20 protein-coding genes, 9 tRNA genes, 2 rRNA genes, 1 pseudogene and 1 riboswitch (1 of these 33 cut by a window edge) are annotated in these 23,490 nt (G+C 36.2%); of the genes and pseudogenes, 26 read left to right on the plus strand and 6 right to left on the minus strand.

The window, feature by feature from the left end; genetic code table 11:
- The 20 genes from MKY00_RS00885 to MKY00_RS00980 all read left to right on the plus strand — a co-directional run.
- Positions 1–420, plus strand: a 23S ribosomal RNA gene (locus MKY00_RS00885) (it extends 2,503 nt beyond the left edge of the window).
- A gap of 86 nt (positions 421–506) precedes the next feature.
- A 5S ribosomal RNA gene (rrf, locus tag MKY00_RS00890) occupies positions 507–622 on the plus strand.
- Between the two features lie 9 nt (positions 623–631).
- Positions 632–706: transfer RNA gene (locus tag MKY00_RS00895), tRNA-Asn, on the plus strand.
- A 4-nt stretch (positions 707–710) separates the two neighbouring features.
- Positions 711–783, plus strand: a tRNA-Thr gene (locus tag MKY00_RS00900).
- A 24-nt stretch (positions 784–807) separates the two neighbouring features.
- Positions 808–882 (plus strand) — tRNA-Glu (locus tag MKY00_RS00905).
- 5 nt (positions 883–887) lie between these two features.
- Positions 888–963, plus strand: a tRNA-Val gene (locus MKY00_RS00910).
- A gap of 17 nt (positions 964–980) precedes the next feature.
- A tRNA-Tyr gene (locus MKY00_RS00915) sits at positions 981–1,064 on the plus strand.
- A 65-nt stretch (positions 1,065–1,129) separates the two neighbouring features.
- Positions 1,130–1,204 (plus strand) — tRNA-Gln (locus MKY00_RS00920).
- Positions 1,205–1,209: 5 nt separating this feature from the next.
- Positions 1,210–1,285: transfer RNA gene (locus MKY00_RS00925), tRNA-Lys, on the plus strand.
- A gap of 5 nt (positions 1,286–1,290) precedes the next feature.
- Positions 1,291–1,362: transfer RNA gene (locus MKY00_RS00930), tRNA-Gly, on the plus strand.
- 10 nt (positions 1,363–1,372) lie between these two features.
- Positions 1,373–1,445: transfer RNA gene (locus MKY00_RS00935), tRNA-Ala, on the plus strand.
- A gap of 115 nt (positions 1,446–1,560) precedes the next feature.
- Positions 1,561–2,706: a glycerate kinase gene (locus MKY00_RS00940; protein ID WP_016716251.1), complete on the plus strand. Its 1,146-nt coding sequence runs from the start codon at positions 1,561–1,563 to the stop codon at positions 2,704–2,706.
- Positions 2,707–2,915: 209 nt separating this feature from the next.
- Positions 2,916–3,809 carry an arginase gene (gene rocF, locus MKY00_RS00945; RefSeq protein WP_000711567.1) on the plus strand — a complete coding sequence of 298 codons (894 nt, stop codon included), beginning with the start codon at positions 2,916–2,918 and terminating at the stop codon, positions 3,807–3,809.
- Between the two features lie 248 nt (positions 3,810–4,057).
- Positions 4,058–4,879, plus strand: a complete 822-nt coding sequence (gene cdaA / locus MKY00_RS00950) for a diadenylate cyclase CdaA (RefSeq protein WP_001115703.1) — start codon at positions 4,058–4,060, stop codon at positions 4,877–4,879.
- Positions 4,872–6,359, plus strand: a complete 1,488-nt coding sequence (locus MKY00_RS00955; protein WP_000359581.1) for a CdaR family protein — start codon at positions 4,872–4,874, stop codon at positions 6,357–6,359. Before cdaA ends, MKY00_RS00955 begins: the two co-directional genes overlap by 8 nt.
- Complete coding sequence (glmM, locus tag MKY00_RS00960) at positions 6,352–7,698, plus strand: phosphoglucosamine mutase (RefSeq protein ID WP_000521482.1); 1,347 nt, start codon at positions 6,352–6,354, stop codon at positions 7,696–7,698. The genes MKY00_RS00955 and glmM overlap by 8 nt, the downstream gene beginning before the upstream one ends.
- Before the next feature lie 286 nt (positions 7,699–7,984).
- On the plus strand, positions 7,985–8,170 hold the full coding sequence (locus MKY00_RS00965; protein WP_001208183.1) for a hypothetical protein: 186 nt from the start codon (positions 7,985–7,987) through the stop codon (positions 8,168–8,170).
- 12 nt (positions 8,171–8,182) lie between these two features.
- Positions 8,183–9,985 carry a glutamine--fructose-6-phosphate transaminase (isomerizing) gene (glmS, locus tag MKY00_RS00970; RefSeq protein WP_000334168.1) on the plus strand — a complete coding sequence of 601 codons (1,803 nt, stop codon included), beginning with the start codon at positions 8,183–8,185 and terminating at the stop codon, positions 9,983–9,985.
- A gap of 128 nt (positions 9,986–10,113) precedes the next feature.
- Entirely contained in the window at positions 10,114–11,331 is a 1,218-nt protein-coding gene (locus tag MKY00_RS00975) for a hypothetical protein (protein ID WP_016716252.1), read from the plus strand.
- A gap of 52 nt (positions 11,332–11,383) precedes the next feature.
- The gene (locus MKY00_RS00980; RefSeq protein WP_016716253.1) at positions 11,384–11,557 is read left to right on the plus strand and encodes a hypothetical protein; all 174 of its coding nucleotides are present in this window, start codon (positions 11,384–11,386) and stop codon (positions 11,555–11,557) included.
- Positions 11,558–11,576: 19 nt separating this feature from the next.
- On the opposite strand, the gene MKY00_RS00985 is transcribed toward MKY00_RS00980, so the two are convergent.
- Positions 11,577–12,092 carry a hypothetical protein gene (locus tag MKY00_RS00985; RefSeq protein ID WP_016716254.1) on the minus strand — a complete coding sequence of 172 codons (516 nt, stop codon included), beginning with the start codon at positions 12,090–12,092 and terminating at the stop codon, positions 11,577–11,579.
- A 571-nt stretch (positions 12,093–12,663) separates the two neighbouring features.
- Here MKY00_RS00985 and MKY00_RS00990 point away from each other — a divergent pair.
- Together MKY00_RS00990 and MKY00_RS00995 are read left to right on the plus strand one after the other, a co-directional pair.
- On the plus strand, positions 12,664–14,622 hold the full coding sequence (locus MKY00_RS00990; protein ID WP_016716255.1) for a S9 family peptidase: 1,959 nt from the start codon (positions 12,664–12,666) through the stop codon (positions 14,620–14,622).
- 103 nt (positions 14,623–14,725) lie between these two features.
- Positions 14,726–15,292, plus strand: coding sequence for a DUF4256 domain-containing protein (locus tag MKY00_RS00995; protein ID WP_016716256.1), 567 nt, complete (start codon positions 14,726–14,728; stop codon positions 15,290–15,292).
- Between the two features lie 67 nt (positions 15,293–15,359).
- Here the strand turns inward: MKY00_RS00995 and MKY00_RS01000 are convergent.
- Positions 15,360–15,683, minus strand: a pseudogene (locus MKY00_RS01000) (RNA polymerase sigma factor); the annotation flags it as partial.
- Positions 15,684–15,963: 280 nt separating this feature from the next.
- Between MKY00_RS01000 and MKY00_RS01005 the strand changes: the two are divergent.
- Entirely contained in the window at positions 15,964–16,767 is an 804-nt protein-coding gene (locus tag MKY00_RS01005; RefSeq protein ID WP_016716258.1) for a hypothetical protein, read from the plus strand.
- A 35-nt stretch (positions 16,768–16,802) separates the two neighbouring features.
- Here MKY00_RS01005 and MKY00_RS01010 read toward each other — a convergent pair whose 3' ends face one another.
- The 4 genes from MKY00_RS01010 to MKY00_RS01025 form a co-directional block, all read right to left on the minus strand.
- Positions 16,803–17,471 carry a methionine ABC transporter permease gene (locus tag MKY00_RS01010; RefSeq protein ID WP_016716259.1) on the minus strand — a complete coding sequence of 223 codons (669 nt, stop codon included), beginning with the start codon at positions 17,469–17,471 and terminating at the stop codon, positions 16,803–16,805.
- Positions 17,446–18,486 carry a methionine ABC transporter ATP-binding protein gene (locus MKY00_RS01015; protein WP_016716260.1) on the minus strand — a complete coding sequence of 347 codons (1,041 nt, stop codon included), beginning with the start codon at positions 18,484–18,486 and terminating at the stop codon, positions 17,446–17,448. The genes MKY00_RS01010 and MKY00_RS01015 overlap by 26 nt, the downstream gene beginning before the upstream one ends.
- Before the next feature lie 12 nt (positions 18,487–18,498).
- Positions 18,499–19,311, minus strand: a complete 813-nt coding sequence (locus MKY00_RS01020; protein ID WP_016716261.1) for a MetQ/NlpA family ABC transporter substrate-binding protein — start codon at positions 19,309–19,311, stop codon at positions 18,499–18,501.
- Between the two features lie 86 nt (positions 19,312–19,397).
- A riboswitch (SAM riboswitch) is annotated at positions 19,398–19,512 on the minus strand.
- Between the two features lie 80 nt (positions 19,513–19,592).
- Entirely contained in the window at positions 19,593–20,501 is a 909-nt protein-coding gene (locus MKY00_RS01025; RefSeq protein WP_016716262.1) for an NAD(P)-dependent alcohol dehydrogenase, read from the minus strand.
- Positions 20,502–20,646: 145 nt separating this feature from the next.
- Here MKY00_RS01025 and MKY00_RS01030 point away from each other — a divergent pair, with 145 nt between their 5' ends.
- From MKY00_RS01030 to MKY00_RS01040, 3 genes are all read left to right on the plus strand, one after another.
- Positions 20,647–21,411: a DUF6612 family protein gene (locus tag MKY00_RS01030; protein WP_016716263.1), complete on the plus strand. Its 765-nt coding sequence runs from the start codon at positions 20,647–20,649 to the stop codon at positions 21,409–21,411.
- A gap of 111 nt (positions 21,412–21,522) precedes the next feature.
- A complete protein-coding gene (locus MKY00_RS01035; RefSeq protein WP_016716264.1) occupies positions 21,523–22,959 on the plus strand; it encodes an FAD-binding oxidoreductase in 1,437 nt (478 codons plus the stop codon).
- Positions 22,956–23,489, plus strand: a complete 534-nt coding sequence (locus tag MKY00_RS01040) for an MFS transporter (RefSeq protein WP_000222369.1) — start codon at positions 22,956–22,958, stop codon at positions 23,487–23,489. The genes MKY00_RS01035 and MKY00_RS01040 overlap by 4 nt, the downstream gene beginning before the upstream one ends.
- Position 23,490 lies beyond the last annotated feature (1 nt).

Genomic DNA, 23,490 nt, shown 5'->3' on the forward strand with positions numbered 1-23,490 from the left:
CGACGGGGAGGTTTGGCACCTCGATGTCGGCTCATCGCATCCTGGGGCTGTAGTCGGTCCCAAGGGTTGGGCTGTTCGCCCATTAAAGCGGTACGCGAGCTGGGTTCAGAACGTCGTGAGACAGTTCGGTCCCTATCCGTCGTGGGCGTAGGAAATTTGAGAGGAGCTGTCCTTAGTACGAGAGGACCGGGATGGACGCACCGCTGGTGTACCAGTTGTTCTGCCAAGGGCATAGCTGGGTAGCTATGTGCGGAAGGGATAAGTGCTGAAAGCATCTAAGCATGAAGCCCCCCTCAAGATGAGATTTCCCATAGCGTAAGCTAGTAAGATCCCTGAAAGATGATCAGGTTGATAGGTTCGAGGTGGAAGCATGGTGACATGTGGAGCTGACGAATACTAATAGATCGAGGACTTAACCATATAATATGTAGCAATGTTATCTAGTTTTGAAGGAATATATAATTTTCCTCTTGACATTTCGAAAGAAATGTTTATAATGATAAAAGTCTGGTAATGATGGCAGAGAGGTCACACCCGTTCCCATACCGAACACGGAAGTTAAGCTCTCTAGCGCCGATGGTAGTTGGGACCTTGTCCCTGTGAGAGTAGGACGTTGCCAGGCTAATATTATTCCGCAGTAGCTCAGTGGTAGAGCTATCGGCTGTTAACCGATCGGTCGTAGGTTCGAGTCCTACCTGCGGAGCCATTATGCTTCCATAGCTCAGCTGGTAGAGCACTTCCATGGTAAGGAAGAGGTCACCGGTTCAAGCCCGGTTGGAAGCTTGGGAATAGGTTTAAAACTTTTTTGGCCCGTTGGTCAAGTGGTTAAGACACCGCCCTTTCACGGCGGTAACACGGGTTCGAATCCCGTACGGGTCACCACTTTTGGAGGATTAGCTCAGCTGGGAGAGCACCTGCCTTACAAGCAGGGGGTCGGCGGTTCGATCCCGTCATCCTCCACCATATATATTTTAAATGTCGGAGGGGTAGCGAAGTGGCTAAACGCGGCGGACTGTAAATCCGCTCCTTCGGGTTCGGCAGTTCGAATCTGCCCCCCTCCACCATTTTCTTTAAAATAACCTGAGAGGGTTTATTTTTTTGAAAAGATAACCATACTAGTAAATATTAATGGGCTATAGCCAAGCGGTAAGGCAACGGACTTTGACTCCGTCATGCGCTGGTTCGAATCCAGCTAGCCCAGCCATTTACGAGCCATTAGCTCAGTTGGTAGAGCATCTGACTTTTAATCAGAGGGTCGAAGGTTCGAGTCCTTCATGGCTCACCATTTTCGCGGAAGTAGTTCAGTGGTAGAATACAACCTTGCCAAGGTTGGGGTCGCGGGTTCGAATCCCGTCTTCCGCTTAATTACTAAGGGGCCTTAGCTCAGCTGGGAGAGCGCCTGCCTTGCACGCAGGAGGTCAGCGGTTCGATCCCGCTAGGCTCCATCTAATAGAGAAAGCTTACATCATATGATGTAAGCTTTTTTTGTGTTTAAAAAGACAACTTTCATACTTGTCATTTAAAATGGAGAAAACGTGAAAATAAAGGATGGGGATAATTATGAAAGTTGTTATTGCATCTGATTCATATAAAGAAAGCTTAAAAGCTATAGAAGTATGTGAAGCTATTGAAAGAGGTTTTGGAGCAATTTTTCCTAAAGCAGAGTATGTAAAAATACCAATTGGAGACGGAGGGGAAGGAACGGTTGATTCCCTTGTTGATGCTACAAGCGGGAGGATTATATCATTTCATGTGACAGGACCGCTTAGAGAGAGCGTACAAGCCTTTTACGGTATGTCTAAAGATAAAAAGACAGCGTTTATTGAAATGGCAGCAGCATCAGGCTTACAACACGTTCCAGCTAAAAAGCGAAACCCACTTATTACGACGACGAAAGGAACAGGAGAACTTATACTACATGCGCTAGACGAAGGAGCTGAGCATATCATTTTAGGACTGGGAGGAAGTGCTACAAATGATGGAGGAGCGGGTATGTTGTCAGCTTTAGGAGTCAGGTTTATAAATGGAAAAGGAGAAGTAATAGAGCCGTCTGGTGGAACGTTACATTCGATTGTCTCTATTGATTTTTCACAAATGGATTCACGCTTAAAGCATATAAAGATAGAAGCAGCATGTGATGTAGATAATCCGTTAGTTGGAATAAGAGGAGCATCTTTCGTATTTGGGCGACAAAAGGGTGCGGATGAAGAGATGATGAAAGAGCTGGATGAGAATTTAAAGCATTATGCGCATATCCTTAAACAATACCTATTTTGCGACGTATCTAAAATACCTGGTGCAGGAGCTGCAGGAGGTATGGGAGCAGCTGTTATTGCAGTGCTGAAAGGAAGCTTGCGGAGGGGAATTGAAATTGTATTAGATTATACAAATTTTGATAAGCATATAGAAGGTGCAGATTTAATTATAACTGGCGAAGGGAGAATAGATGAACAAACAGCATATGGAAAGGCCCCAGTAGGTGTTGCGGAGCGTGCAAAGCTTTTTCATATTCCTGTCATTGCGATTGGGGGATCAGTATCTCCGAATTACTCGGCTGTTCATGAAAAAGGAATTGATGCAGTATTTAGTATTACAACAAGTCCGATGACATTAGAGGAGGCATATAAAGTAGCAGAAGAGAATATTGAAATGACAGCAAAGAATATTGCAGCAGTGTGGAAAATAGCATCAGAAAAACACTTCTAAATGCGGGAGTGTTTTTTATTATTATCTAATAATAATGATAGTAGTTGTTTCATTAAGTTAACTTTATACATAGAATAGTCTTAACATTTGGATTTTTAAGCGGATATAAGTGAATAATTTGTATATCCATACAGAAAAATGTCGAGTTGAGTCAGACTATATAAAAGATTTAAAATATTTAGTGAAGGCACAAAAGGGGGATACTATCTATGAAAAAAGAAATTTCAGTTATTGGAGTTCCAATGGATTTAGGCCAGATGCGTCGTGGAGTTGATATGGGGCCGAGCGCAATCCGTTATGCAGGTGTAATTGAAAGAATTGAAGAAATTGGATATGACGTTAAAGATATGGGAGATATATGTATAGAGAGAGAAAAAGAAGTAGATGTAAATACAAGCTTAAGAAACCTTACACAAGTTGCAACTGTATGTAACGAATTAGCAAGTAAGGTGGATCATATTATAGAAGAAGGGCGTTTTCCACTTGTATTAGGTGGCGATCATAGTATCGCTATTGGTACATTAGCTGGTGTTGCGAAACATTATAAAAACCTAGGTGTTATTTGGTATGATGCACATGGCGATTTAAATACAGAAGAAACTTCACCATCTGGAAATATTCACGGTATGTCACTTGCAGCAAGTTTAGGGTATGGACATCCGGCGCTTGTAGATTTATACGGGGCATATCCAAAGGTGAAAAAAGAGAATGTTGTAATTATCGGTGCACGTGCATTAGATGAAGGAGAAAAAGACTTTATTCGAAATGAAGGTATTAAAGTATTTTCAATGCACGAGATTGATCGTATGGGTATGACGGCTGTTATGGAAGAAACAATCGCGTATTTATCTCATACTGATGGTGTGCATTTATCATTAGATTTAGATGGTCTTGATCCTCATGATGCACCAGGAGTTGGAACACCTGTAATTGGTGGCTTATCTTATCGTGAAAGTCATTTAGCAATGGAGATGTTAGCGGAAGCTGATATTGTTACATCTGCCGAGTTTGTTGAGGTAAATACGATTTTAGATGAGCGAAATAGAACGGCAACAACAGCGGTTGCTTTAATGGGTTCTTTATTCGGTGAAAAACTAAAATAAATGTAAGAAAAGCAACTGAGAAGTTGCTTTTTTTATTTGAAAATAGGCGTATAATAATGATTTATATTATACTGTACGATAAGAATGTTTGACATCTTACCAATTTAGACTAAAGGGGGTTGTTTGTAATTGTCGTTTGTTTCATGTATGGTATAATTAACTAGTTGTTGGAAATACATACAGATAGAGCATAAAACAATATTTCAATATATGGATAGAATTGCTCGTAAGTAGGAGGAAGGGTTAGCATGCCTTTTGAAGATACGACCATTTTGAAATATCTTAGTACGGCATTAGATATTGCCGTTGTATGGTTTATTATATATAAGCTAATTCTCATAATCCGAGGGACGAAAGCTGTTCAACTTTTAAAAGGGATTACAGTTATTATTGTCGTTCGGATGATCAGTATTTTCCTTGGATTGCGAACGCTATATTGGCTAACTGAACAAGTATTAACGTGGGGATTTTTAGCCGTTATTATTATTTTCCAGCCAGAATTGCGAAGAGCGCTTGAGCAGCTAGGACGCGGGAGTTTATTTTCGCGTACTGGAACTCATGAGGATGATGAGCCTGAAATGGTTGCAACAGCGATAGCGAAAGCAACGGAATATATGGGAAAACGTAGAATTGGTGCATTAATTACCTTGTCAAAAGAGACCGGTATGGGTGATTATGTAGAAACGGGTATTCCGCTAAATGCAAACGTATCATCGGAATTACTCATTAATATTTTCATTCCAAACACACCTCTTCACGATGGAGCAGTAATTATGCAAGGAAGTACCATTAAAGCAGCAGCTTGCTATCTTCCGTTATCAGAAAGTCCATTTATCTCTAAGGAGTTAGGAACTAGGCATCGCGCTGCAATGGGAGTTAGTGAAGTTACTGATAGCATTACAGTAGTTGTGTCGGAAGAAACAGGCCAAATTTCTTTAACGAAAAATGGTAAGTTGCATCGTGATTTGAAGACAGAACAACTGAAAGATATGTTGTTAGCTGAATTTAGTGCGAACGAAAAAACGACTTCTTCGTCTTTATGGAATTGGAGGAGAAAGCGTCATGGATAAGTTAATGGAGAATCATTGGTTTTTAAAGGGGATCTCATTACTATTGGCGTGTATGCTTTTTATGTCAGCGACTTTAACTGAAAAAAATACGACATCGGGGATACTACCTTTTGCAAATGATGCGAAAGAAACATTAACTAATTATGCTATTAACGTTAAGTATGATGAAGAGAAATATATTGTAAGTGGTATTCCGGCAGAGGGCGTTAAGGTGAAGTTAGAGGGTCCAAAGGCAGCAGTTGCTACGGCAAAAGCGAAAAAACAATTTGATATACCAGTTGATTTGAGAGGTAGCGAAAAAGGAACGTATGAAGTTTCTTTGAAAACGAATGGACTTCCAGATGATGTGAAAGGAACAGTTCAGCCATCAACAATTAAAATTACTCTTCATGAAAAAGCGAGAAAATATGTTCATGTAGACTTGAAATTATCAAATGAGGATCAGATGTCAGCTGGTGCTACGCTCGAAAAATCAAACATTAAACCTGATACGGTTGAGGTAGTTGGGACGAAAGAAGAAATTGAAAGTATTTCATCTGCTAAGGCGTATGTTGATTTAAAAGGTGTTAATAAAACTGTTACAAAAACACCCGAAGTGACATTATACAATAAAGAAGGCAAACGTTTAAATGTAAGAACAAGTCCATCTAAAATTAGTGTAACGTTGAATGTGGCGACGCAAGCTACGGCCAATAATACTGAAAAAACTGTTCCTATAACATATGCGAAAAAGGGGAGTTTACCGGAAGGATTGGCCGTTACAAATGTTAGCGTTGAGCCGAGAGAAGTAACGATAGCAGGTCCAAAAGATATATTGGATAATATACAATCGATAGAGGGGGTCGAAGTAGATCTTAGTCAATTGACAGAGTCTACAACATTCGATACCTCTGTTTTATTACCAAAGGGTGTAACAAGTGCGAAGCCAAATCAAGTAAAGGTTTCAGTAGGCGTACAAAAAACAAAACAAACGAAAACAAGAACGATTGATGGTATATCAATTCAAAAAAATGGACTTTCTAAAGACGTTACGGCCCAGTTACTTTCGCCGCAAGATGGGAAGATAAGCGTTGATATTTCAGGAGAAACAAGTATAGTAGATAAAATAACAGCTGCTCAAATAACAGCAGTGATTAATCTACAAAATGTGTCTCCTGGGACGAAGGATGTTGCTATTCAAGTGAGTGGCCCTGGTAATATTTCAATAGAGCCAAAACAAAAAAGTGCTAAAGTCACAATTGTGAAGAAAGAAAATCCTGATAAAGAAGTACAGGGTAACGGTGAGCAACCAAATTCAAATAATAATAAAGATAATCAAACTGAAAAACCAAAAAATCCTGAACCTGAACCTAAGCCTGATCCAGAAAAGGAAAAGGAAAAGGAGAAGGAACCGGAACAAAATAAAGATAAAGAAACTAGCCAAGAGCCAACAGTAGATAATCAAAAAGAGCCAGAAAAAGGAGCGAATCATAATGGGTAAATATTTTGGTACAGATGGAGTACGCGGGGTTGCGAATCAGGAGTTAACACCTGAATTAGCGTTCAAAATTGGACGTTTTGGTGGTTATGTATTAACAAAAGATACAGACCGTCCAAAAGTAATTATCGGCCGTGATACACGTATATCAGGACATATGTTAGAAGGAGCTTTAGTAGCAGGTCTATTATCAACTGGAGCAGAAGTAATGCGTCTTGGTGTTATTTCTACACCAGGTGTTGCTTATTTAACGAAAGCGTTAGATGCACAAGCTGGTGTTATGATTTCTGCATCTCATAATCCAGTACAAGATAACGGAATTAAATTCTTCGGTTCAGACGGTTTTAAATTAACAGATGAGCAAGAAGCAGAAATCGAAGCTTTATTAGACAAAGAAGTGGATGAATTACCACGTCCAACAGGTACGAACCTTGGGCAAGTGAGTGATTATTTTGAAGGTGGACAAAAGTATTTACAATACATTAAACAAACTGTAGAGGAAGATTTCTCAGGTTTGCATATCGCTTTAGATTGTGCGCATGGTGCTACATCTTCTTTAGCTCCGTACTTATTTGCTGATTTAGAAGCTGATATTTCAACAATGGGAACTTCACCAAATGGTATGAACATTAACGATGGAGTAGGTTCTACACATCCAGAAGTATTAGCTGAATTAGTAAAAGAAAAAGGTGCTGATATTGGTCTTGCTTTCGATGGTGATGGTGACCGTTTAATCGCTGTAGATGAAAAAGGAAACATTGTTGATGGCGATCAAATTATGTTTATTTGTGCAAAGTACATGAAAGAAACTGGTCAACTAAAGCACAATACAGTTGTTTCAACAGTTATGAGTAACTTAGGTTTCTACAAAGCACTTGAAGCTAACGGTATTACAAGTGATAAAACAGCAGTTGGTGACCGCTACGTAATGGAAGAAATGAAGCGCGGAGGTTACAACTTAGGTGGAGAACAATCAGGACATATTATCTTACTTGATTACATTACAACTGGTGATGGAATGTTAAGTGCACTTCAACTTGTAAACATTATGAAAATGACGAAAAAACCATTATCTGAGCTTGCAGGAGAAATGACAAAATTCCCGCAATTACTAGTAAACGTTCGTGTAACAGATAAAAAACTAGCACTAGAAAACGAAAAAATTAAAGAAATTATTCGTGTTGTAGAGGAAGAAATGAACGGTGATGGCCGCATTCTTGTTCGTCCATCTGGAACAGAACCACTTATTCGTGTAATGGCAGAAGCACCAACACAAGAAGTTTGTGATGCATATGTACATCGCATTGTAGAAGTTGTGAAAGCGGAAGTTGGCGCTGAATAATTTAATAAATTTATTGAAAAGGAGCACAATAAGTGCTCCTTTTTCATATGTTTTATAGATGGTGAAAAAATTTTCATTGACGGTTTATCCATGTTTGTTATAAGATGGTCTTGTTCTTTTTCTCAAAGGAAATATTGTAAATTATAGAAGCGCCAGAACTACAAGTAGTGTAGTTGACGAGGTGGGGTTTATCGAGATTTCGGCGGATGGCTCCCGGTTGTTCATCACAACCGCAAGCTTTTACTTAAATCATTAAGGTGACTTAGTGGACAAAGGTGAAAGTGTGATGAGAGAAAAGGAACGGATACAAACTAGCTGTATAAGTATATACGGACTTAAACCCAATCGAGAGGAAGGTGAAAGCCGTTACAAGCTTACAGGGCTAGCAATATGTAATCCGTTTTTTAGTATAAATAAAAATGGTATCGGACTATGTCGTTACATGTTCGCAGAGCAGTGTAAGCATTTGTAACGGCGACTAAACATGTGTGGAATCGTAGGATTTATTGGAGAGCAAGATGCAAAGGAAATTTTATTAAAAGGTTTAGAAAAGCTAGAATATCGTGGATATGATTCAGCAGGTATTGCAGTACAAGCAGAGAACGGTGTTGTTGTATACAAAGAAAAAGGCCGTATTGCAAAACTTCGCGAAATCGTAGATGAGAACGTAGCAACAAGCGTGGGAATCGGTCACACACGCTGGGCTACACATGGTGTTCCGAGCAAAGTAAACGCGCATCCGCATCAAAGTACATCAAAGCGTTTTACACTAGTTCATAACGGTGTAATTGAAAACTATGAGTTAGTGAAGAAGGAATATTTACAAGATGTAACGTTCGTAAGTGAAACGGATACAGAGGTTATCGTACAGCTTATGGAACAACAAGTGAGCACAGGACTAAGTGTAGAAGAAGCGTTCCGTAATACGCTATCTCTTTTACATGGCTCTTATGCAATCGGATTACTTGATGCTGAAAATCCAAACATGATTTATGTTGCTAAAAACAAAAGCCCGCTATTAGTAGGTGTTGGTGACAACTTTAATGTTGTGGCGAGCGACGCTATGGCGATGTTACAAGTTACAGATCAATTTATTGAATTAATGGATAAAGAAATTGTAATTGTAACGAAAGAAAGTATTACAATTAAAAACTTACAAGGTGAAACGATTGAACGTGCACCGTTTACAGCGGAATTAGACGCAAGTGATATTGAAAAAGGAACATACCCTCATTTCATGCTTAAAGAAATCGATGAGCAACCACTTGTTATCCGTAATATAATTCAAAAGTATCAAGATGAAAATGGCGAGATTGAATTAGATCAAGACATCCGCAATGCGATTTTAGATAGCGATCGTATTTATATCATTGCATGTGGAACAAGTTATCATGCAGGTCTTGTTGGAAAACAATTTATCGAGAAGTTTGCAAAAATGCCAGTTGAAGTGCATGTAGCAAGTGAATTCTCTTATAACATGCCATTATTAACAGAAAGACCATTCTTCATTTACATTTCACAAAGTGGTGAAACAGCTGATAGCCGTGCAGTACTTGTACAAACAAATGAAATGGGTCATAAAGCATTAACGATTACAAACGTACCTGGTTCTACACTTTCTCGTGAAGCGGATTATACACTTCCGTTATACGCGGGACCAGAAATCGCAGTTGCATCAACGAAAGCTTACACAGCACAGCTTGCAGTACTTTCAATTTTAGCTGCAGATATTGCTAAAGCAAAAGGTGAAGTTCTTGGTTTTGACTTAACACACGAACTAGGACTTGTAGCAAATGCAATGGTACAACTTTGTGATCAAAAAGAAGAAATGGACGCATTAGCAAAACAATTTTTAGCAACAACGCGTAACTGCTTCTTCATCGGACGTAGCGTAGACTTCTACGTAGGATTAGAAGGTGCGTTAAAGCTAAAAGAAATCTCTTACATCCAAGCAGAAGGATTTGCTGGAGGAGAATTAAAACACGGTACAATCGCTTTAATCGAAAATGGTACACCAGTTATCGCACTTGCTACACAAGAGCACGTAAACCTTGGAATTCGTGGTAACGTGAAAGAAGTAGTAGCACGAGGAGCTAACCCATGTATCATCTCAATGAAAGGCTTAGAAATGGAAGGTGACAGCTTCGTATTACCAGCTGTACACGAAGCGCTAGCACCGCTAGTAGCAGTTATTCCATTACAACTTATCTCATACTACGCAGCACTTCACCGCGAGTGTGATGTTGATAAGCCACGTAACTTAGCTAAGTCTGTTACGGTTGAGTAGGAGATTAGTAGGTTAGTAAATATAGTGTTAATGAATAATAAAGTTGTTTAAATATGGAAGTTCAACATCCGTTCGCTTATAATTAAAATAAGTGAACGGATGTTTTTTGTTTTTAAGGAGTGAGAGCAGTGGAAATCACAGTAGAAAAACTAGAACTTTCTAGTATTGATAAGCGCTTGGAACACTTATCTCAAGAACAAATTATTGATCTTATGAAAAAATATTATGATGGAGAGAAAGTTGCAAATATTTTAGAAGAGTATGAGATTAAGATTAGTGCATCTCAACTATATTCAATATTTCCTCCTGTAGCTACAGAGGAAAAGTGTGTCTATTGTGGATCAGTAATGGTGCAACCATGGGAATCTAAGTCATGGTCTACATACATAAACTCACATAAGAAGTATTGTATAAAGTGTGGACATGAAGATTCTCAATACTGTTATTGTACCTATTGTAAAGAAATTAGGGAAAAGGCTCGGTTAGAAGAAATTGAAAGAAAAAAAGAAATTATAGAAAGAAAAAAAGCAACAATATCTAGTGTTTATGATGAGAAAAAATGGGCTTTAAAAGCAGAGATTGAATTAAGCTTAGAAGACAGACTATATTTAGCTGTAATTTTAAGGAGTTCATTGTCGGAAGATACTAGATATATAGAACCTTTAAATGAAGTGATAAGTAAATTAGCTCCAATTGAAGAATTTGAAATAGAAATCATTAAAACGTTAACAGGTAGAAAAATCTTAGTTCCACACGTGATATCTGATATAAATGCTTTTGATGTGACTTATAAAGAAGATGATACTTTTGAAATTGCTTACGGAATTTATAACGTTAACTATAGAATTAATATCGAACCATATGATTTGGATTACGATGAAATGATAAAAAGACTAATGTATCCAAGTCTAGATTCAGCTGAAAATTACAAAGAATTTTGTTTCAACATGTGGAAGAAAATTGCTTTAAATGAATGCCTACAATATCTGCTATATCAAATGGAAAAGGTTGGTTACTCATTTAATCCAGGGGAAAAAACAATTAGGGTGTTTGAACATCTACTAGAACATTTTTCTGTGTCACAAATATATGGAATTATTTATAGAGCAGTTGCTAATAGTACACAAAGGTATCAAGCAGGTGAAGTTACTAGGATACATGCTCAAAATTCTGTGATAACTTCATGTGAGGGCCATGGACAAAGAGCAATAGCTCAAGGGTGGAAGCTTTCATATTATTCTAGAATTAAAGATTTACCTGAGTCTTACATTAGCCAAGTTTTATATACATCAGTTATGCAAATTGCCGAGTTAGGGTTTTCTGAAAAACCTACTATAAATTTCTGATTATTTAAAGAGGTGAGATATCAATTGTATAATTCGAAAGGAGGTATAATACTTGAAGAGAAATTTCAAACTACTACACTATGTTGGATTATTAATAGCTTTTTCACCATTATTAATTTCAATGTTTTTTATAAAACAACAACTTGATTGGAAAATTGCAGTACCATTAATTTTATTCGGTGGTACACTTATGTTAATAGCAAAAATCCAAAAAAAAGAAGGCTGAATTCAGCCTTCTTTTTTAATTAATAATACCATTTGCCTAATTCTTTATAACTTAATATCTTAGATTTACCAGATGCTACAACTTGACCATTTTTATATAATAATGTTGAAACTTTATAGCTACCATTATTATGTCTATATAGAGTTTTTACAGCATAATCCCAGGTTTGATTACCATTTAAATAACCTATAATAGACGCCCCTAAACCTAACCAAAATCCGCCAGCTAATGAGTATAAACCTATAAGTAAACTTCTCTCATTTGCTGAATTTCTAACAGTTCTATTACTTACGTATTGATTATAGCCATCTCCACCACCAGGGTTAGGATTGACATATTGAATGTCACCATCATTACCTTTATTTAAAGCGCTTTCGTAAAGTGGTGTAGAAAAATTAGTAACATCTGCATTTACTGTTTCTTTTACATTTTTTTCAACTTCACTTGCTTGTGATATTGAAGGAAAAAAAGATACTACAGAAAATGCACAAGCGGTTGCTGTAACCCCAGATAATATTTTTTTAAAGTTTGTCATTCCATTCAATCCCCTTTTTTGAATTATTTTCCTTTTCAAATTAAATGTTAAATTACATTTAATGTAAACGCAATGATAAAAAGTTGATAAAAAATAAACGGAATATTCAATTTATTTAACCGGAGTAATTACTTCGTTTTTAGGTGAAAGTGCTGGCTAGGGTCTGAGGGCTAGTACCAATAAAAGGAGAATTTTGTATGCCTAAGAAAAATACAACAAAGAAAAAGAAGATTTCCTGTAAATTAAGGAATCAATCCTTTCTTTGTTGTTGTTTAATATTAAATGTAGCTTCTTCAAAACAGTACAAATCTATTTTAAATATATATAGCTTTAAAATATATATACGAATCTGTACCCCTTTAGATATGTTATCTAAAGGGGTATTTTTATGCCGAAAAAGAACATCGAAAATTGGTAAGTGGATAGAACCCTATAGATTAAATTTTCACTTTATCAGATTTGGTTTTATTTATCTGAATTTTTCGTTAATATTTTAAGTATCCGTAAACAACTTCCTTTATTATGACAAAAAGAGACGAGAGATTTATGGACATTACAAGGGGGCATATTGATGAAAGTGAGTGAAAAAACATATTTAAGTATAGAAGAGATTATTTCATTACCAACCTTATCAAGTACCAATATAAGCGATGATGGCAAAAATGTAGCATTTGTTAAGAGGACAGCTAACTGGAAAGACAATACATATAGAAATCATGTATGGATATATGAAAAAGGTAAAGGGCAAAGTTATCCATTAACAAATGGGGATATAGATAGTACATGCCCATTATGGTCTCCAAATTCTAGGGATATTGCATACCTTAGCCCTGTTGGTAATGGGAAAAGTCAAATCTTCGTTAAGTCATTAGATGGTTACGGTGGGGTACAAATTACTAATGAGGAAGAAGGGATCAGTACATTCAAATGGGATCCTACCGGTAAAGGTTTTTATTATATTACACAGTCAAAAGAATGTGAGGAAATAAAGAAACGTAAGGAGCTATATGGAGATTTTCAACATGTAGGTAAGGAACATCAGAATAATTGTTTATGCTACATTGAAATAGAAAAAGTGATACAAAATGATAAAGAGGAACGAGAGAGTAACGGTGTTTATCAATTAACGGATGGTAAGGATTTTTATATCCATGACTTTGATATTTCAAATGATGGGAAAAAGGTTGTATGTATGGCTACACCAAGCCTAAACGATCATATGAATGGTGATCTATATATATTAGATGTTGAAGCTGAGGAACTACAAAAGATGAATGTAGATAGGTTGTTGGGCGGGAGCGTTTGCTTTTCTCCTGAGGGCAGTAAAATGTGCTACGCAGCAAGCATAAGAGAGAAGGAGTATTATAGAAACCATATACAAGAGAGTACATTAGAGATATATGATATGCATACTGGAGAGGTAATTCAGCCCTTAACAAACTTTGATAGTACGGTTATGCCATTACAGTGGACAGCTAAAGGAATTTTAATTAGATGGCAGGATAAAACGAATTATCGTATTGGATTACTAGCTGAAGATAGCACTATGGAAGTATTAAGTGACAACGTAGATGGTTTTATAATGGATGCCTCTATAACAAAGGATGGAAATCATATAACCTATAGTAAGGCTATAACAAATGAAACCTTTGAAATCTATTTGGATGATAAAAAAATAACGAATGAAAATAGCTTTTTCGACGGGAAGCTTAAAAGTAACAGGGAAATCATCTCGTGGAAAAATAGTGATGGTCTTGAAATAGAGGGTATTTTATCAATCCCAGTAGAGTTTGACGCAAATAAAAAATATCCTTTATTAGTAGTAATTCATGGAGGTCCGGCTTGGGCATCCTTTCCGATATTTTCAGACTGCTTCAATGAGAAATATCCGATTGAACAGTTTGTTGAAAAAGGCTTTATCGTTTTAGAACCAAACTATAGAGGAAGTTCTGGTTACGGTAATGAGTTTTTAAAAGCAAACTATAGAAAACAAGGAATTGCTGATTATGATGATGTTATATCTGGAGTGGATGCACTAGTTGAACAAGGGATTGTAGATAAAGATAGAGTAGGAGCTATGGGATGGAGTAACGGAGGATATATATCAGCTTTCTGTTCGACATTTAGCAGTAGATTTAAAGCTATTTCAGTTGGAGGCGGAATTACGAACTGGAGTACCCATTATGTAAATACCGATATCCCTTACTTTATTAGCATGTATTTAGGAAATAATCCATGGAATGACCCAGAGATATATAAGAAGACATCACCAATGACATATATTAAATCAGCCTGTACGCCTACGTTAATTCAACACGGAGAAAAGGATGTAAGAATTCCCATTACAAATGCATATGAGCTATATGAAGGATTAAGAGAAATGGAAGTTGATACAGAATTAATGATATTTAAAGGAATGGCATATAGTTCTGATCAGCCAGGAATGAATGTAGCTATTATGAAACAGAACTTGATGTGGTTTTCACATTATATTCTTGGGGAAAGTATGGAGGGATTTCGTACTATATAATGGATATTCGTACAGGGATTTTTCGTTGTGTAATCGGGTCAGATTGTTGTAAACTGTATGCAAACCATTATGATTATAAGGAAACGTAATTCGGAGGACGAATATGACAGCGAATAAAAATGAGTTATCTGTAGAACAACGTGAAGAACTATTAAAAGCATTACAAGCTCGTTTTGAGAAAAACATGAACCGCCATGAAGGTCTTGAATGGGCTAAAGTTGAAGCGAAGATAGAAGCTAATGCTGAAAAATTATGGTCACTTAATGAAATGGAAGTAACAGGCGGTGAGCCGGATGTTGTTGGTTATGATGAAGAGAAGGACGAGTATATTTTCTGCGATTGCTCAAAGGAGAGTCCTAAAGGTCGTAGAAGCCTTTGTTATGATCTTGAAGCGTTAGAAGCAAGAAAGAAGCATAAACCGGAAAATAACGTTATTGATGTGGCAACTGCTATGGGTATTGAACTATTAACAGAAGAACAATATCGACAGTTGCAACAACTTGGGGAGTTCGATATGAAATCATCAAGCTGGGTACAAACGCCTTCAGATATTAGAGAGCTTGGTGGAGCTCTATTTTGCGATTATCGCTTTGGACACGTTTTTGTGTACCACAATGGAGCAGATTCATACTATGCTGCTAGAGGATTTCGTGGTTCGTTAAGAGTTTAAATTTGGAGTAAGTAAGAAAAGAGCCTATACTTAGGCTCTTTTCTTATTATTTCTCTGGTTTTATATATAGATAGAAAATCTCATCTTTATTTAAAACAGCATCCAGTTCTCGGTCTGTATATTGTAATTTTGAATAAATCTCTTCAGTTAAATAGATGTTCTGTTGCTCTTTTTTTCTCTTTAAGTCAATGTATTCATTTAATGCGACTCTGAAAAACCATGGACGTATGTTATCCTCGGTTAAGCTATCTAGCAATGTGTATACTTTATAGAAAGTATTTTGGATGATGTCTTCTGCGTCTTCTTTTATATCCCCTTTCGCTAGTAATAGTTTGAACACTTCCTCCCCTAAATGGATAAGATAGGAGGTCAATACATTTTCTTTTCTCATCATTTTTCCTCCCTACACTTATACAACGGATAGGTAATAGTAAATGTATACACTTAAGTTAAAATATTTGTGTTTAATTGAGTTTATTATATAAAAGCATTTTATAAATATTTATGTCCGCGGATTTCTTCTGCAGGTAAATGTTGTATCGATTTAATAAGGAAAAGTTAAAAATCTTTTGTGAGCTGTATATTGCCATTTTATATCCAATTGTTTATAATTACGAATAGAACAAATGTTTCGGTATGGTGTTTAATATGCGGTGGAGGAGAATGGTATTTTGAAGAAGAAAGACGTTAAGTCAAAAAATGACCAGAAAGCCTTATTTAAGAAATGGTTTAAAAGCCTTATTTTTAAGAAATGGTTTAAAATCTTTATTTTTGTAGTAATTGCAATTATTGCTTTTTTTACTTTTTTACACAGAACTAATATATTCGAAGTATTTCAGGCCATTGGGGGCTTAATTTATGAAAAGGTAGAAGGGCCCTCATTAAATACATGGAAGACTATCGGAATGCTAAGCGTAATCTTTATCACAATGATACTATCTTTTTATTTGATACGCGCATCGTATTTGGATTTAGACTATGTAAAAAAACGTAGTACAAGGTATATCTCGAGGTTCGTTTATTTTGTCAGTAATATATTTTTTGTTATATTTGAGGTTTTGATGTATGGAGTTTTATTCATGTTTGTTTTTTATCAGTCATTTCCACAAAAGATACCGAAGAATACTGCTGCAATAGAACTTTTTGGTAGACCAACCATTATAGGGCTCGTAATCATGGTGATAGGATATTTCACTTGTGAGGCTATTTTAAAATTTATTTTCAAAAAAATTTATGGTGATTTTATATTATTAGAGGAGCGAAAATGGAATCGAGATGGGATTGATACGATTGCAAGTGCGCTATTTATCGTCTCAATTGTTAGTTCGTTGGTTAATTTATTTGTTAAAGACTATAAATTCACTGATACAGAAGTGCAATTGCTATTTGGTGTCTCTGTATTTTCAATTTCTTTGTATGTAATAAAATGTATTAAGAGTATCAACATTACATATTTAGAAAATAAACAAAAGTGAAGAAGGTATCTCACACTGGTGAGATACCTTCTTTTTTAATCTTTCTTCAATCTTCTTGCAACACCATTCCCTAAAGACTGCAATCCTTGTACGAGGATAATTAAAATAAAGACAGTTGCATACATTACTTCAGGTTCATAGCGTAAATGCCCGAAGCGATATGCTAAGTCCCCTAGTCCACCAGCACCGACAAGACCAGCCATTGCTGTTGCGCCGATTAAGCCAATCGTTGCAATTGTTAATCCAAGTACAAGGGAGGGACGAGCTTCTTTCACCATGACGTGCCAAATAATTTTTATAGTAGAAACGCCCATCGCTTGGTAAGCTTCAATCACACCACGATCGACTTCTAATAATGCGGTCTCCATCAATCTTGCGATATAGGGAGCAGTGAAGACGACAAGCGGTACGATAACACCTTGCACACCAATGGATGTTCCCATTAGAAATTTTGTAAAAGGTAGAATGAAGAATAATAGAATGATAAATGGAAGAGAGCGAATGATATTAATAATTGTATTAAGAATTGGATAAATGATTTTGTTTTCTCGCTGTCCACCAGGTCTCGTTAAAACAAGTGTGACACCAAGTGGCAGTGCAATAAGGATCGAGATGAGTAATGAAATAGATGTCATTTGAAAGGTTTGTATGGTCGCCTCCCATATAACTTTACCCCATTCATCCAAAAAGGACTTGTTTTCCATGGTCTGTTCTACCTCCTTCTACGATGATTCCTTGTTCTTGTAAAAATGATAAAGCACGGTTGATTTCATTTTGTTCCCCTTGCATATGAATGACAAGTTTCCCGTATGCTTCATGTTTTAATTGAGTAATATTACCGGATAAAATATTCGGATATACTTGGAAACGTTTTGTAGCGATAGCTAATGCTGGTTCTCCTGAAGAATTTCCTATAAAAGAAAGAGTTACAATTTCACCAGTAGTTTGAAGTTCTTTTTGTACGTCTTCTGGAATTTTTGCTGCAAATGCACTATTTACAAATTTTTTCGTCGTTATATGTTGTGGGCTTGTGAATATATCCTTCACAGTCCCACTTTCGACTACTGATCCATGTTCCATAACAGCAACCCGGTCACATATACGCTGGATAACGTTCATTTCATGTGTAATTAATAAAATTGTGATCCCGATTTCTTCATTAATCTTTAATAAGAGGTCAAGAATAGAATCAGTTGTTTCTGGATCTAAAGCACTCGTTGCTTCGTCGCTTAATAACACTTCAGGTTCATGTGATAGTGCACGTGCAATGGCAACACGTTGTTTCTGGCCACCAGAAAGTTCACTTGGATAGGCATCCTTTCGAGTAAAAAGATCGACAATGCGTAAATACTTTTCTACTCTTTTTTCAATTTCTACTTTTGGAATGCCAGCAAGACGTAACGGTAATGCGATATTTTCATAAACGGTAACAGTTTTAAGTAAATTGAATCCTTGAAAAATCATCCCGATTTTTTGTCTCGCTTTTGCTAGTTCCTTTGCTGATAAAGTTGTTAAGTCTTGGCCGTTTACAATGATATTTCCTGTCGTTGGTTTTTCTAATAAATTTACACATCGAATTAACGTACTTTTGCCAGCGCCACTATATCCAATGATTCCAAATACTTCACCCTTTTTTACTTGAAGGGAAGTAGACTTAAGAGCTTCCACATTCCCTTTTTTTGTTGTAAATACTTTGGATACATTTTTCAATTCAATCATTATCGTCAGCTCCTACCAAGACGGTAAAACAGAACCATCAAATTTTTTCTCGATAAATTCTTTTACTTCTTTAGATTGATAAGCTTTCTTTAGTTTATTTATAACAGCATCATCTTTATTTTCAGTACGAACAACGATCCAGTTCACATATGGTGAATCTTTCCCCTCGCGGAAGATAGAGTCTTTTGCAGGGCTTAATTTTGCACCTAATGCAAAGTTTGTATTAATTGCAGCTGCTTTTACTTCACTTAGTTGTGTTGGTAATTGAGATGCCTCTAATTCAACAATCTTTAAATTTTTTGGATTTTCAATTACATCTTTTGCAGTCGCTTTTTCTGTAGCCTTTGGGTCAACTTTTAAAATACCTGCTTTTTCAAATAGTTTTAAAGCTCGAAGTTCATTCGTTGGGTCATTCGGTACAGCAATTGCATCGCCCTCTTTTAATTCTTTTACATCTTTTATGTCTTTAGAATATACGCCCATAGGGAATGTTACTGTTGAAAATACTTCGGTTAATTTCATATTACGTTCCGCTTTAAATACGTCTAAATATGATTTTGTTTGATAGCTATTTACATCAAGGCTTTTTTCATCGAGGGATACGTTCGGTGCTACATAATCATTAAATACTTTTATATCAATTTCGAGACCGTCTTTCGCTGCTACTTCTTTTACCTTTTCAAAAATTTGTTCATGCGGCCCTCCTGTTACACCGACAGTAATCTTTTTCTCATCTAACGCTTTTACTTCTTTATCTGAACTCCCGCTACATGCGCTTAATAATAATACAGCCCCACTTACAATGCTTAATAATACTTTCTTCATCTATAATTCCCCCTTAAATATACGTTCCAAAATAAAAAGCACCTCTCAAAAATAAGAGAGGTGCCGAATAGACAAAATAGATTCCTCTCTTATCTTCCAAAACGAAAACTCGTTTTGCAGGAATTAGCACCTTAGCTTATACGTTATAAGCTCGGTTGCCGGGCATCATCGGGCCAGTCCCTCCGCCACTCTTGATAAGAGTATGTGTATGTAGTTTTTTGATATGGTACTAATAGTAAATCTTACAAAAAGAATTGTCAACATTATTTTCTGAATATATTTTATTTTAAGGTAATCGAAACGTTACCTTTCTTATGTCCCTTTTCCACATACATATGAGCTTCAGCAATTTCTTCTAATCGGTAAGTTCTATCAATAACAGGTTTTAAATGTTCTGTTTCAGTTAGTTTTTTTAGTAGAATCATATCCTCTTTACTTACCTTTGCCATCATTCCATTAACAGATACATATATTCCATTAGGTGTTAATACTTGTTTACAAAAGGATTTTTTATATTTTCCAACTGCATCAAATATAACATCATAGTATTCCCCTCGCTTAGTAAAATCTTCTTTCGTATAATCGATTACTTTGTCAGCTCCTAAAGATTGCACGAGTTCAAAATTTGAATGACTACAAACAGCTGTAACGGTTGCGCCAAAATATTTAGCAAGTTGTACGGCAGCTGTTCCTACTGATCCAGATGCGCCATATATTAGTACTTGTTGCCCCCTTTTTATACGAGCCTTTCTTAGGAAGTGTAGTGCCGAAGTTGCGCCAAAGGGAATAACTGCTGCTTCCTCATACGTTACATTGTTAGGTTTTAATGCTACTAATCCACTTTCATGTACACATGTATATTCTGCATAACCACCGACATTAAGCTCTGTTAATGCAAAAATTTGATCTCCTTTTTTAAATTGAGTTACATCTGTTCCTATTTCTTCGATTTCGCCGGATAACTCTACACCGAGTATAGGCTTTCTCGGTTTTCTAAAACCTAATATGATCCGCATAGGAATCCAAAATAATAGAGGGCTATTAAATCCGCGTATTCTACAATCTCCAGTCGATACACTTGTTGCATGAATTTTAACTAATACTTCGTTCTTTTTAGGGGTAGGTTTCTCTATATTTTGAAGCTGAAGAACGTTAGGTGGTCCATACTGTGTGCAAATGATTGCTTTCATAATGACCTCCTGAAATGAGTTGTTGTTATTTATATCATATTTAAAGTCTTCATTAAACATGTCGCTATATAGCGAATATAGATTAAAAATTATATAGATTTCATAGGAAGAGAGGTGATATTATTTTGGGAAAGGGGGCGACAGTGTGAAAAAAATTATTTTTATTTCAAGTTTAGTGCTTGCAATCAGTCTAGGGGTAGGGTGTAGTAATGAGAAAACAGCAAAGACGGATGAGCCGAAAAAAGAATCAGTTCAAAAAGAAAAGGAATTAAAGGCGAAGGATGTTTTCAAGAAAACGAACGAAGCTTTTAAAAATGAAGAACATGTAACGATGACATATGGTGTAGGGGTAAAAGCTGAGGGAACAGAGATGGATATATTAAAGGCTAAGATGCAATTAGAGCCAAAGACAAAGAATTCTCGTTCTGAAATGAATATTTCCGGTACAGATGTTGTAGTGTATACTGTGGATGGTAAAGTTGCTGGTGAGGTAAAAAACCCTAATACGGGAGAAGTTATAACCGTACCAGAGGAGCAATTAAACGCTGGTGGAATGAAAGCAACTCAAGATATTATAGATAAGTTAGAAGTACCGGAAGTAGTTTTAGATAAAATGAAGATGGAGAAAAGCGGAGATAAATATAAACTGAAATTTACATTAAAAGGGCAAGAAACAGAAAGTATGTTAACTAGCATGGATGAAACGCAGAAGAAAATGTTACAAGCACAAAATGCGAAGATAGAAGAAGTGGATGCAGAATATATCATTACAAAAGATTTTAAATATGAATCAGCAAAGATAGACATGATTATGAGTAGTAATGGCAAGGATAAAGCACACATTATTACGAACGCAAAATATACGTCGTATGAAAAGTTTGATCCAATACAATTGCCAGCAGCAAAGTAACAGTTTTGATGAGGAGGGACCTAAAATAAGGTCCCTCTTTTTTATATTCTTTATTCATAGGAAAATAGGTACAATATGAAGAGGAAAAGATGTAGAAGAGGAGAGTGTCATTTGAAAAAAAGAAAGATAGCGGTGGTTATGATGGCTTATACAGTGTTGCTTGTGACATCTGTAAATACATATAAGGAGCAATTAAATCATCCGATTATGAGTGATGTAGGAAAGTTACTCCCGACAAAAATAAAACGTGTTGAAAGTGCTACGGATGAGCACTCGTTAATAAAATTAGTGCAAGATGCGAATGTTTCTGGGGAGAAGATTTCTATTGCTGGTATGCAACATAGTCAGGGCGGGCAGACATATTATCCGCATGGGACGATGCTTGATATGAAAGGGTATAATAAAATATTAGAATTTGATCCAGAGAAGAAGCGCATTACAGTTCAAAGTGGTGCCACGTGGAATGACATTCAGAAGAAAGTAAATCCATATGGTCTTGCTGTTCAGGTGATGCAGTCGCAAAATATTTTTACGGTTGGTGGTTCATTAAGTGTAAATGTACATGGTCGTGATATTCGTCATGAAGCATTGATTGATACAGTAGAGTCGTTTAGATTGTTAATGGCAGATGGTACGGTGCGTAATGTAAGTAGAGAAGAGAATGCGGATTTATTTCCTTATGTCATTGGCGGTTACGGGCTATTTGGTGTCATTTTAGATGTGACCTTAAAGTTAACAAATGATGAATTATATGAAACGCACACGAAAATGCTAGATTATAAAGAATACACGTCTTATTTCAAAGAGAAAGTGAAAAAAGATGAAAATGTTCGTATGCACTTAGCTCGTATTTCTGTTGCTCCAAATTCATTTTTAAGAGAAATGTATGTGACAGATTATACATTGGCACAAAACCAAAATATGAGGGAGGAGTATAGTAAATTAAAAGAAGAAACTATTATAGCAGCGCCTAAATTTTTACTTGGATTATCACGCTATAGTGATTGGGGAAAAGATACGTTTTGGGATATACAAAGAAGTTATTTTGAACGTACAGATGGAAAGTATGAGACGCGAAATAATGTTATGAGGTCAGATAGTGCCTTTATGGAATATGAAAATCCAAATAGGACAGAGGTGTTACAAGAATATTTTGTGCCTATAGATTCTTTCACGGAATACATAGATGATTTACGTAACGTATTAAATGAGGAAGAATTTAATTTGCTCAATATTACGGTTCGTTACGTGGAAAAGAATGAAAATGCAGTTTTATCCTATGCGAAAGATGATATGTTTGCACTGGTTCTTTTAATTAATCAAGGGCGTTCTGAACACGAGATAAAGAAAACAGAGAATGTTATTCAGAAGATGATTGATGTTACGTTAAAGCATAACGGTAGTTATTATTTACCGTATTATTCTTATCCAACGAAAGAACAGTTAAGGAGAGCATATCCTCGTATAGAAGAATTTCTTCAGAAGAAAAAAGAAGCGGATCCAAAAGAGAGATTTGTGAATTTATTTTATAGGGAGTATACGAAATGACATATAGAAGATTTGTAGCTTCACAAAGCATTATTATGATGGCTGGAAGTATGGTATTTCCTTTTTACATTCTATTGCTTCGGAATGTTGGAAATAGCTTCTCACAGTTTGGCTGGGCATATGGCTTATTTGCCTTAACTTCAGCTCTAGTATATCCGTTAGTTGGAAGAATCTCTGATAGAGTAGGTGATAGAAAGTTATTAATTATATACGCCTGGTCCATGGCGATATTAATGCTTTGTTTTCCTATTGCAACAGAAGTATGGCATGTATACATTCTTCAAATTTTAATGGGTATTTTAGGGGCTGTGCAGCGTAATACGGAGAAGACTTCGTTAGCACGAAAAGTTGTACAAGAAAATGCTGGTTATGAGATTGGAAAATATCATGTGTGGACATCGATTGGAGGGGCAGTAGCAATTATTGCAACAGGATATTTAGTAGATTTCTTTACGATCGGCACGATTTTTTATATTGCATCTATCTTATATGTAGTGAGCGGAGTTGTATTAAGTAGTAAAAAAATATAAC

This window comes from Bacillus sp. FSL R9-9834, assembly GCF_038006905.1.
GTDB classification, from domain to species: Bacteria; Bacillota; Bacilli; order Bacillales; family Bacillaceae_G; genus Bacillus_A; species Bacillus_A pacificus.

What these genes read in the sequence shown, in the direction of transcription:
- MKY00_RS00985 (WP_016716254.1), bottom strand. Translation starts at nt 12,092, where the DNA reads ATGACAAACTTTAAAAAAATATTATCTGGGGTTACAGCAACCGCTTGT.
- MKY00_RS01010 (WP_016716259.1), bottom strand. Translation starts at nt 17,471, where the DNA reads ATGGAAAACAAGTCCTTTTTGGATGAATGGGGTAAAGTTATATGGGAG.
- MKY00_RS00940 (WP_016716251.1), top strand. Translation starts at nt 1,561, where the DNA reads ATGAAAGTTGTTATTGCATCTGATTCATATAAAGAAAGCTTAAAAGCT.
- MKY00_RS01025 (WP_016716262.1), bottom strand. Translation starts at nt 20,501, where the DNA reads ATGAAAGCAATCATTTGCACACAGTATGGACCACCTAACGTTCTTCAG.
- MKY00_RS01020 (WP_016716261.1), bottom strand. Translation starts at nt 19,311, where the DNA reads ATGAAGAAAGTATTATTAAGCATTGTAAGTGGGGCTGTATTATTATTA.
- MKY00_RS00955 (WP_000359581.1), top strand. Translation starts at nt 4,872, where the DNA reads ATGGATAAGTTAATGGAGAATCATTGGTTTTTAAAGGGGATCTCATTA.
- glmS (WP_000334168.1), top strand. Translation starts at nt 8,183, where the DNA reads ATGTGTGGAATCGTAGGATTTATTGGAGAGCAAGATGCAAAGGAAATT.
- MKY00_RS00990 (WP_016716255.1), top strand. Translation starts at nt 12,664, where the DNA reads ATGAAAGTGAGTGAAAAAACATATTTAAGTATAGAAGAGATTATTTCA.
- MKY00_RS01040 (WP_000222369.1), top strand. Translation starts at nt 22,956, where the DNA reads ATGACATATAGAAGATTTGTAGCTTCACAAAGCATTATTATGATGGCT.
- MKY00_RS00995 (WP_016716256.1), top strand. Translation starts at nt 14,726, where the DNA reads ATGACAGCGAATAAAAATGAGTTATCTGTAGAACAACGTGAAGAACTA.
- glmM (WP_000521482.1), top strand. Translation starts at nt 6,352, where the DNA reads ATGGGTAAATATTTTGGTACAGATGGAGTACGCGGGGTTGCGAATCAG.
- MKY00_RS01015 (WP_016716260.1), bottom strand. Translation starts at nt 18,486, where the DNA reads ATGATTGAATTGAAAAATGTATCCAAAGTATTTACAACAAAAAAAGGG.
- MKY00_RS00965 (WP_001208183.1), top strand. Translation starts at nt 7,985, where the DNA reads ATGAGAGAAAAGGAACGGATACAAACTAGCTGTATAAGTATATACGGA.
- cdaA (WP_001115703.1), top strand. Translation starts at nt 4,058, where the DNA reads ATGCCTTTTGAAGATACGACCATTTTGAAATATCTTAGTACGGCATTA.
- rocF (WP_000711567.1), top strand. Translation starts at nt 2,916, where the DNA reads ATGAAAAAAGAAATTTCAGTTATTGGAGTTCCAATGGATTTAGGCCAG.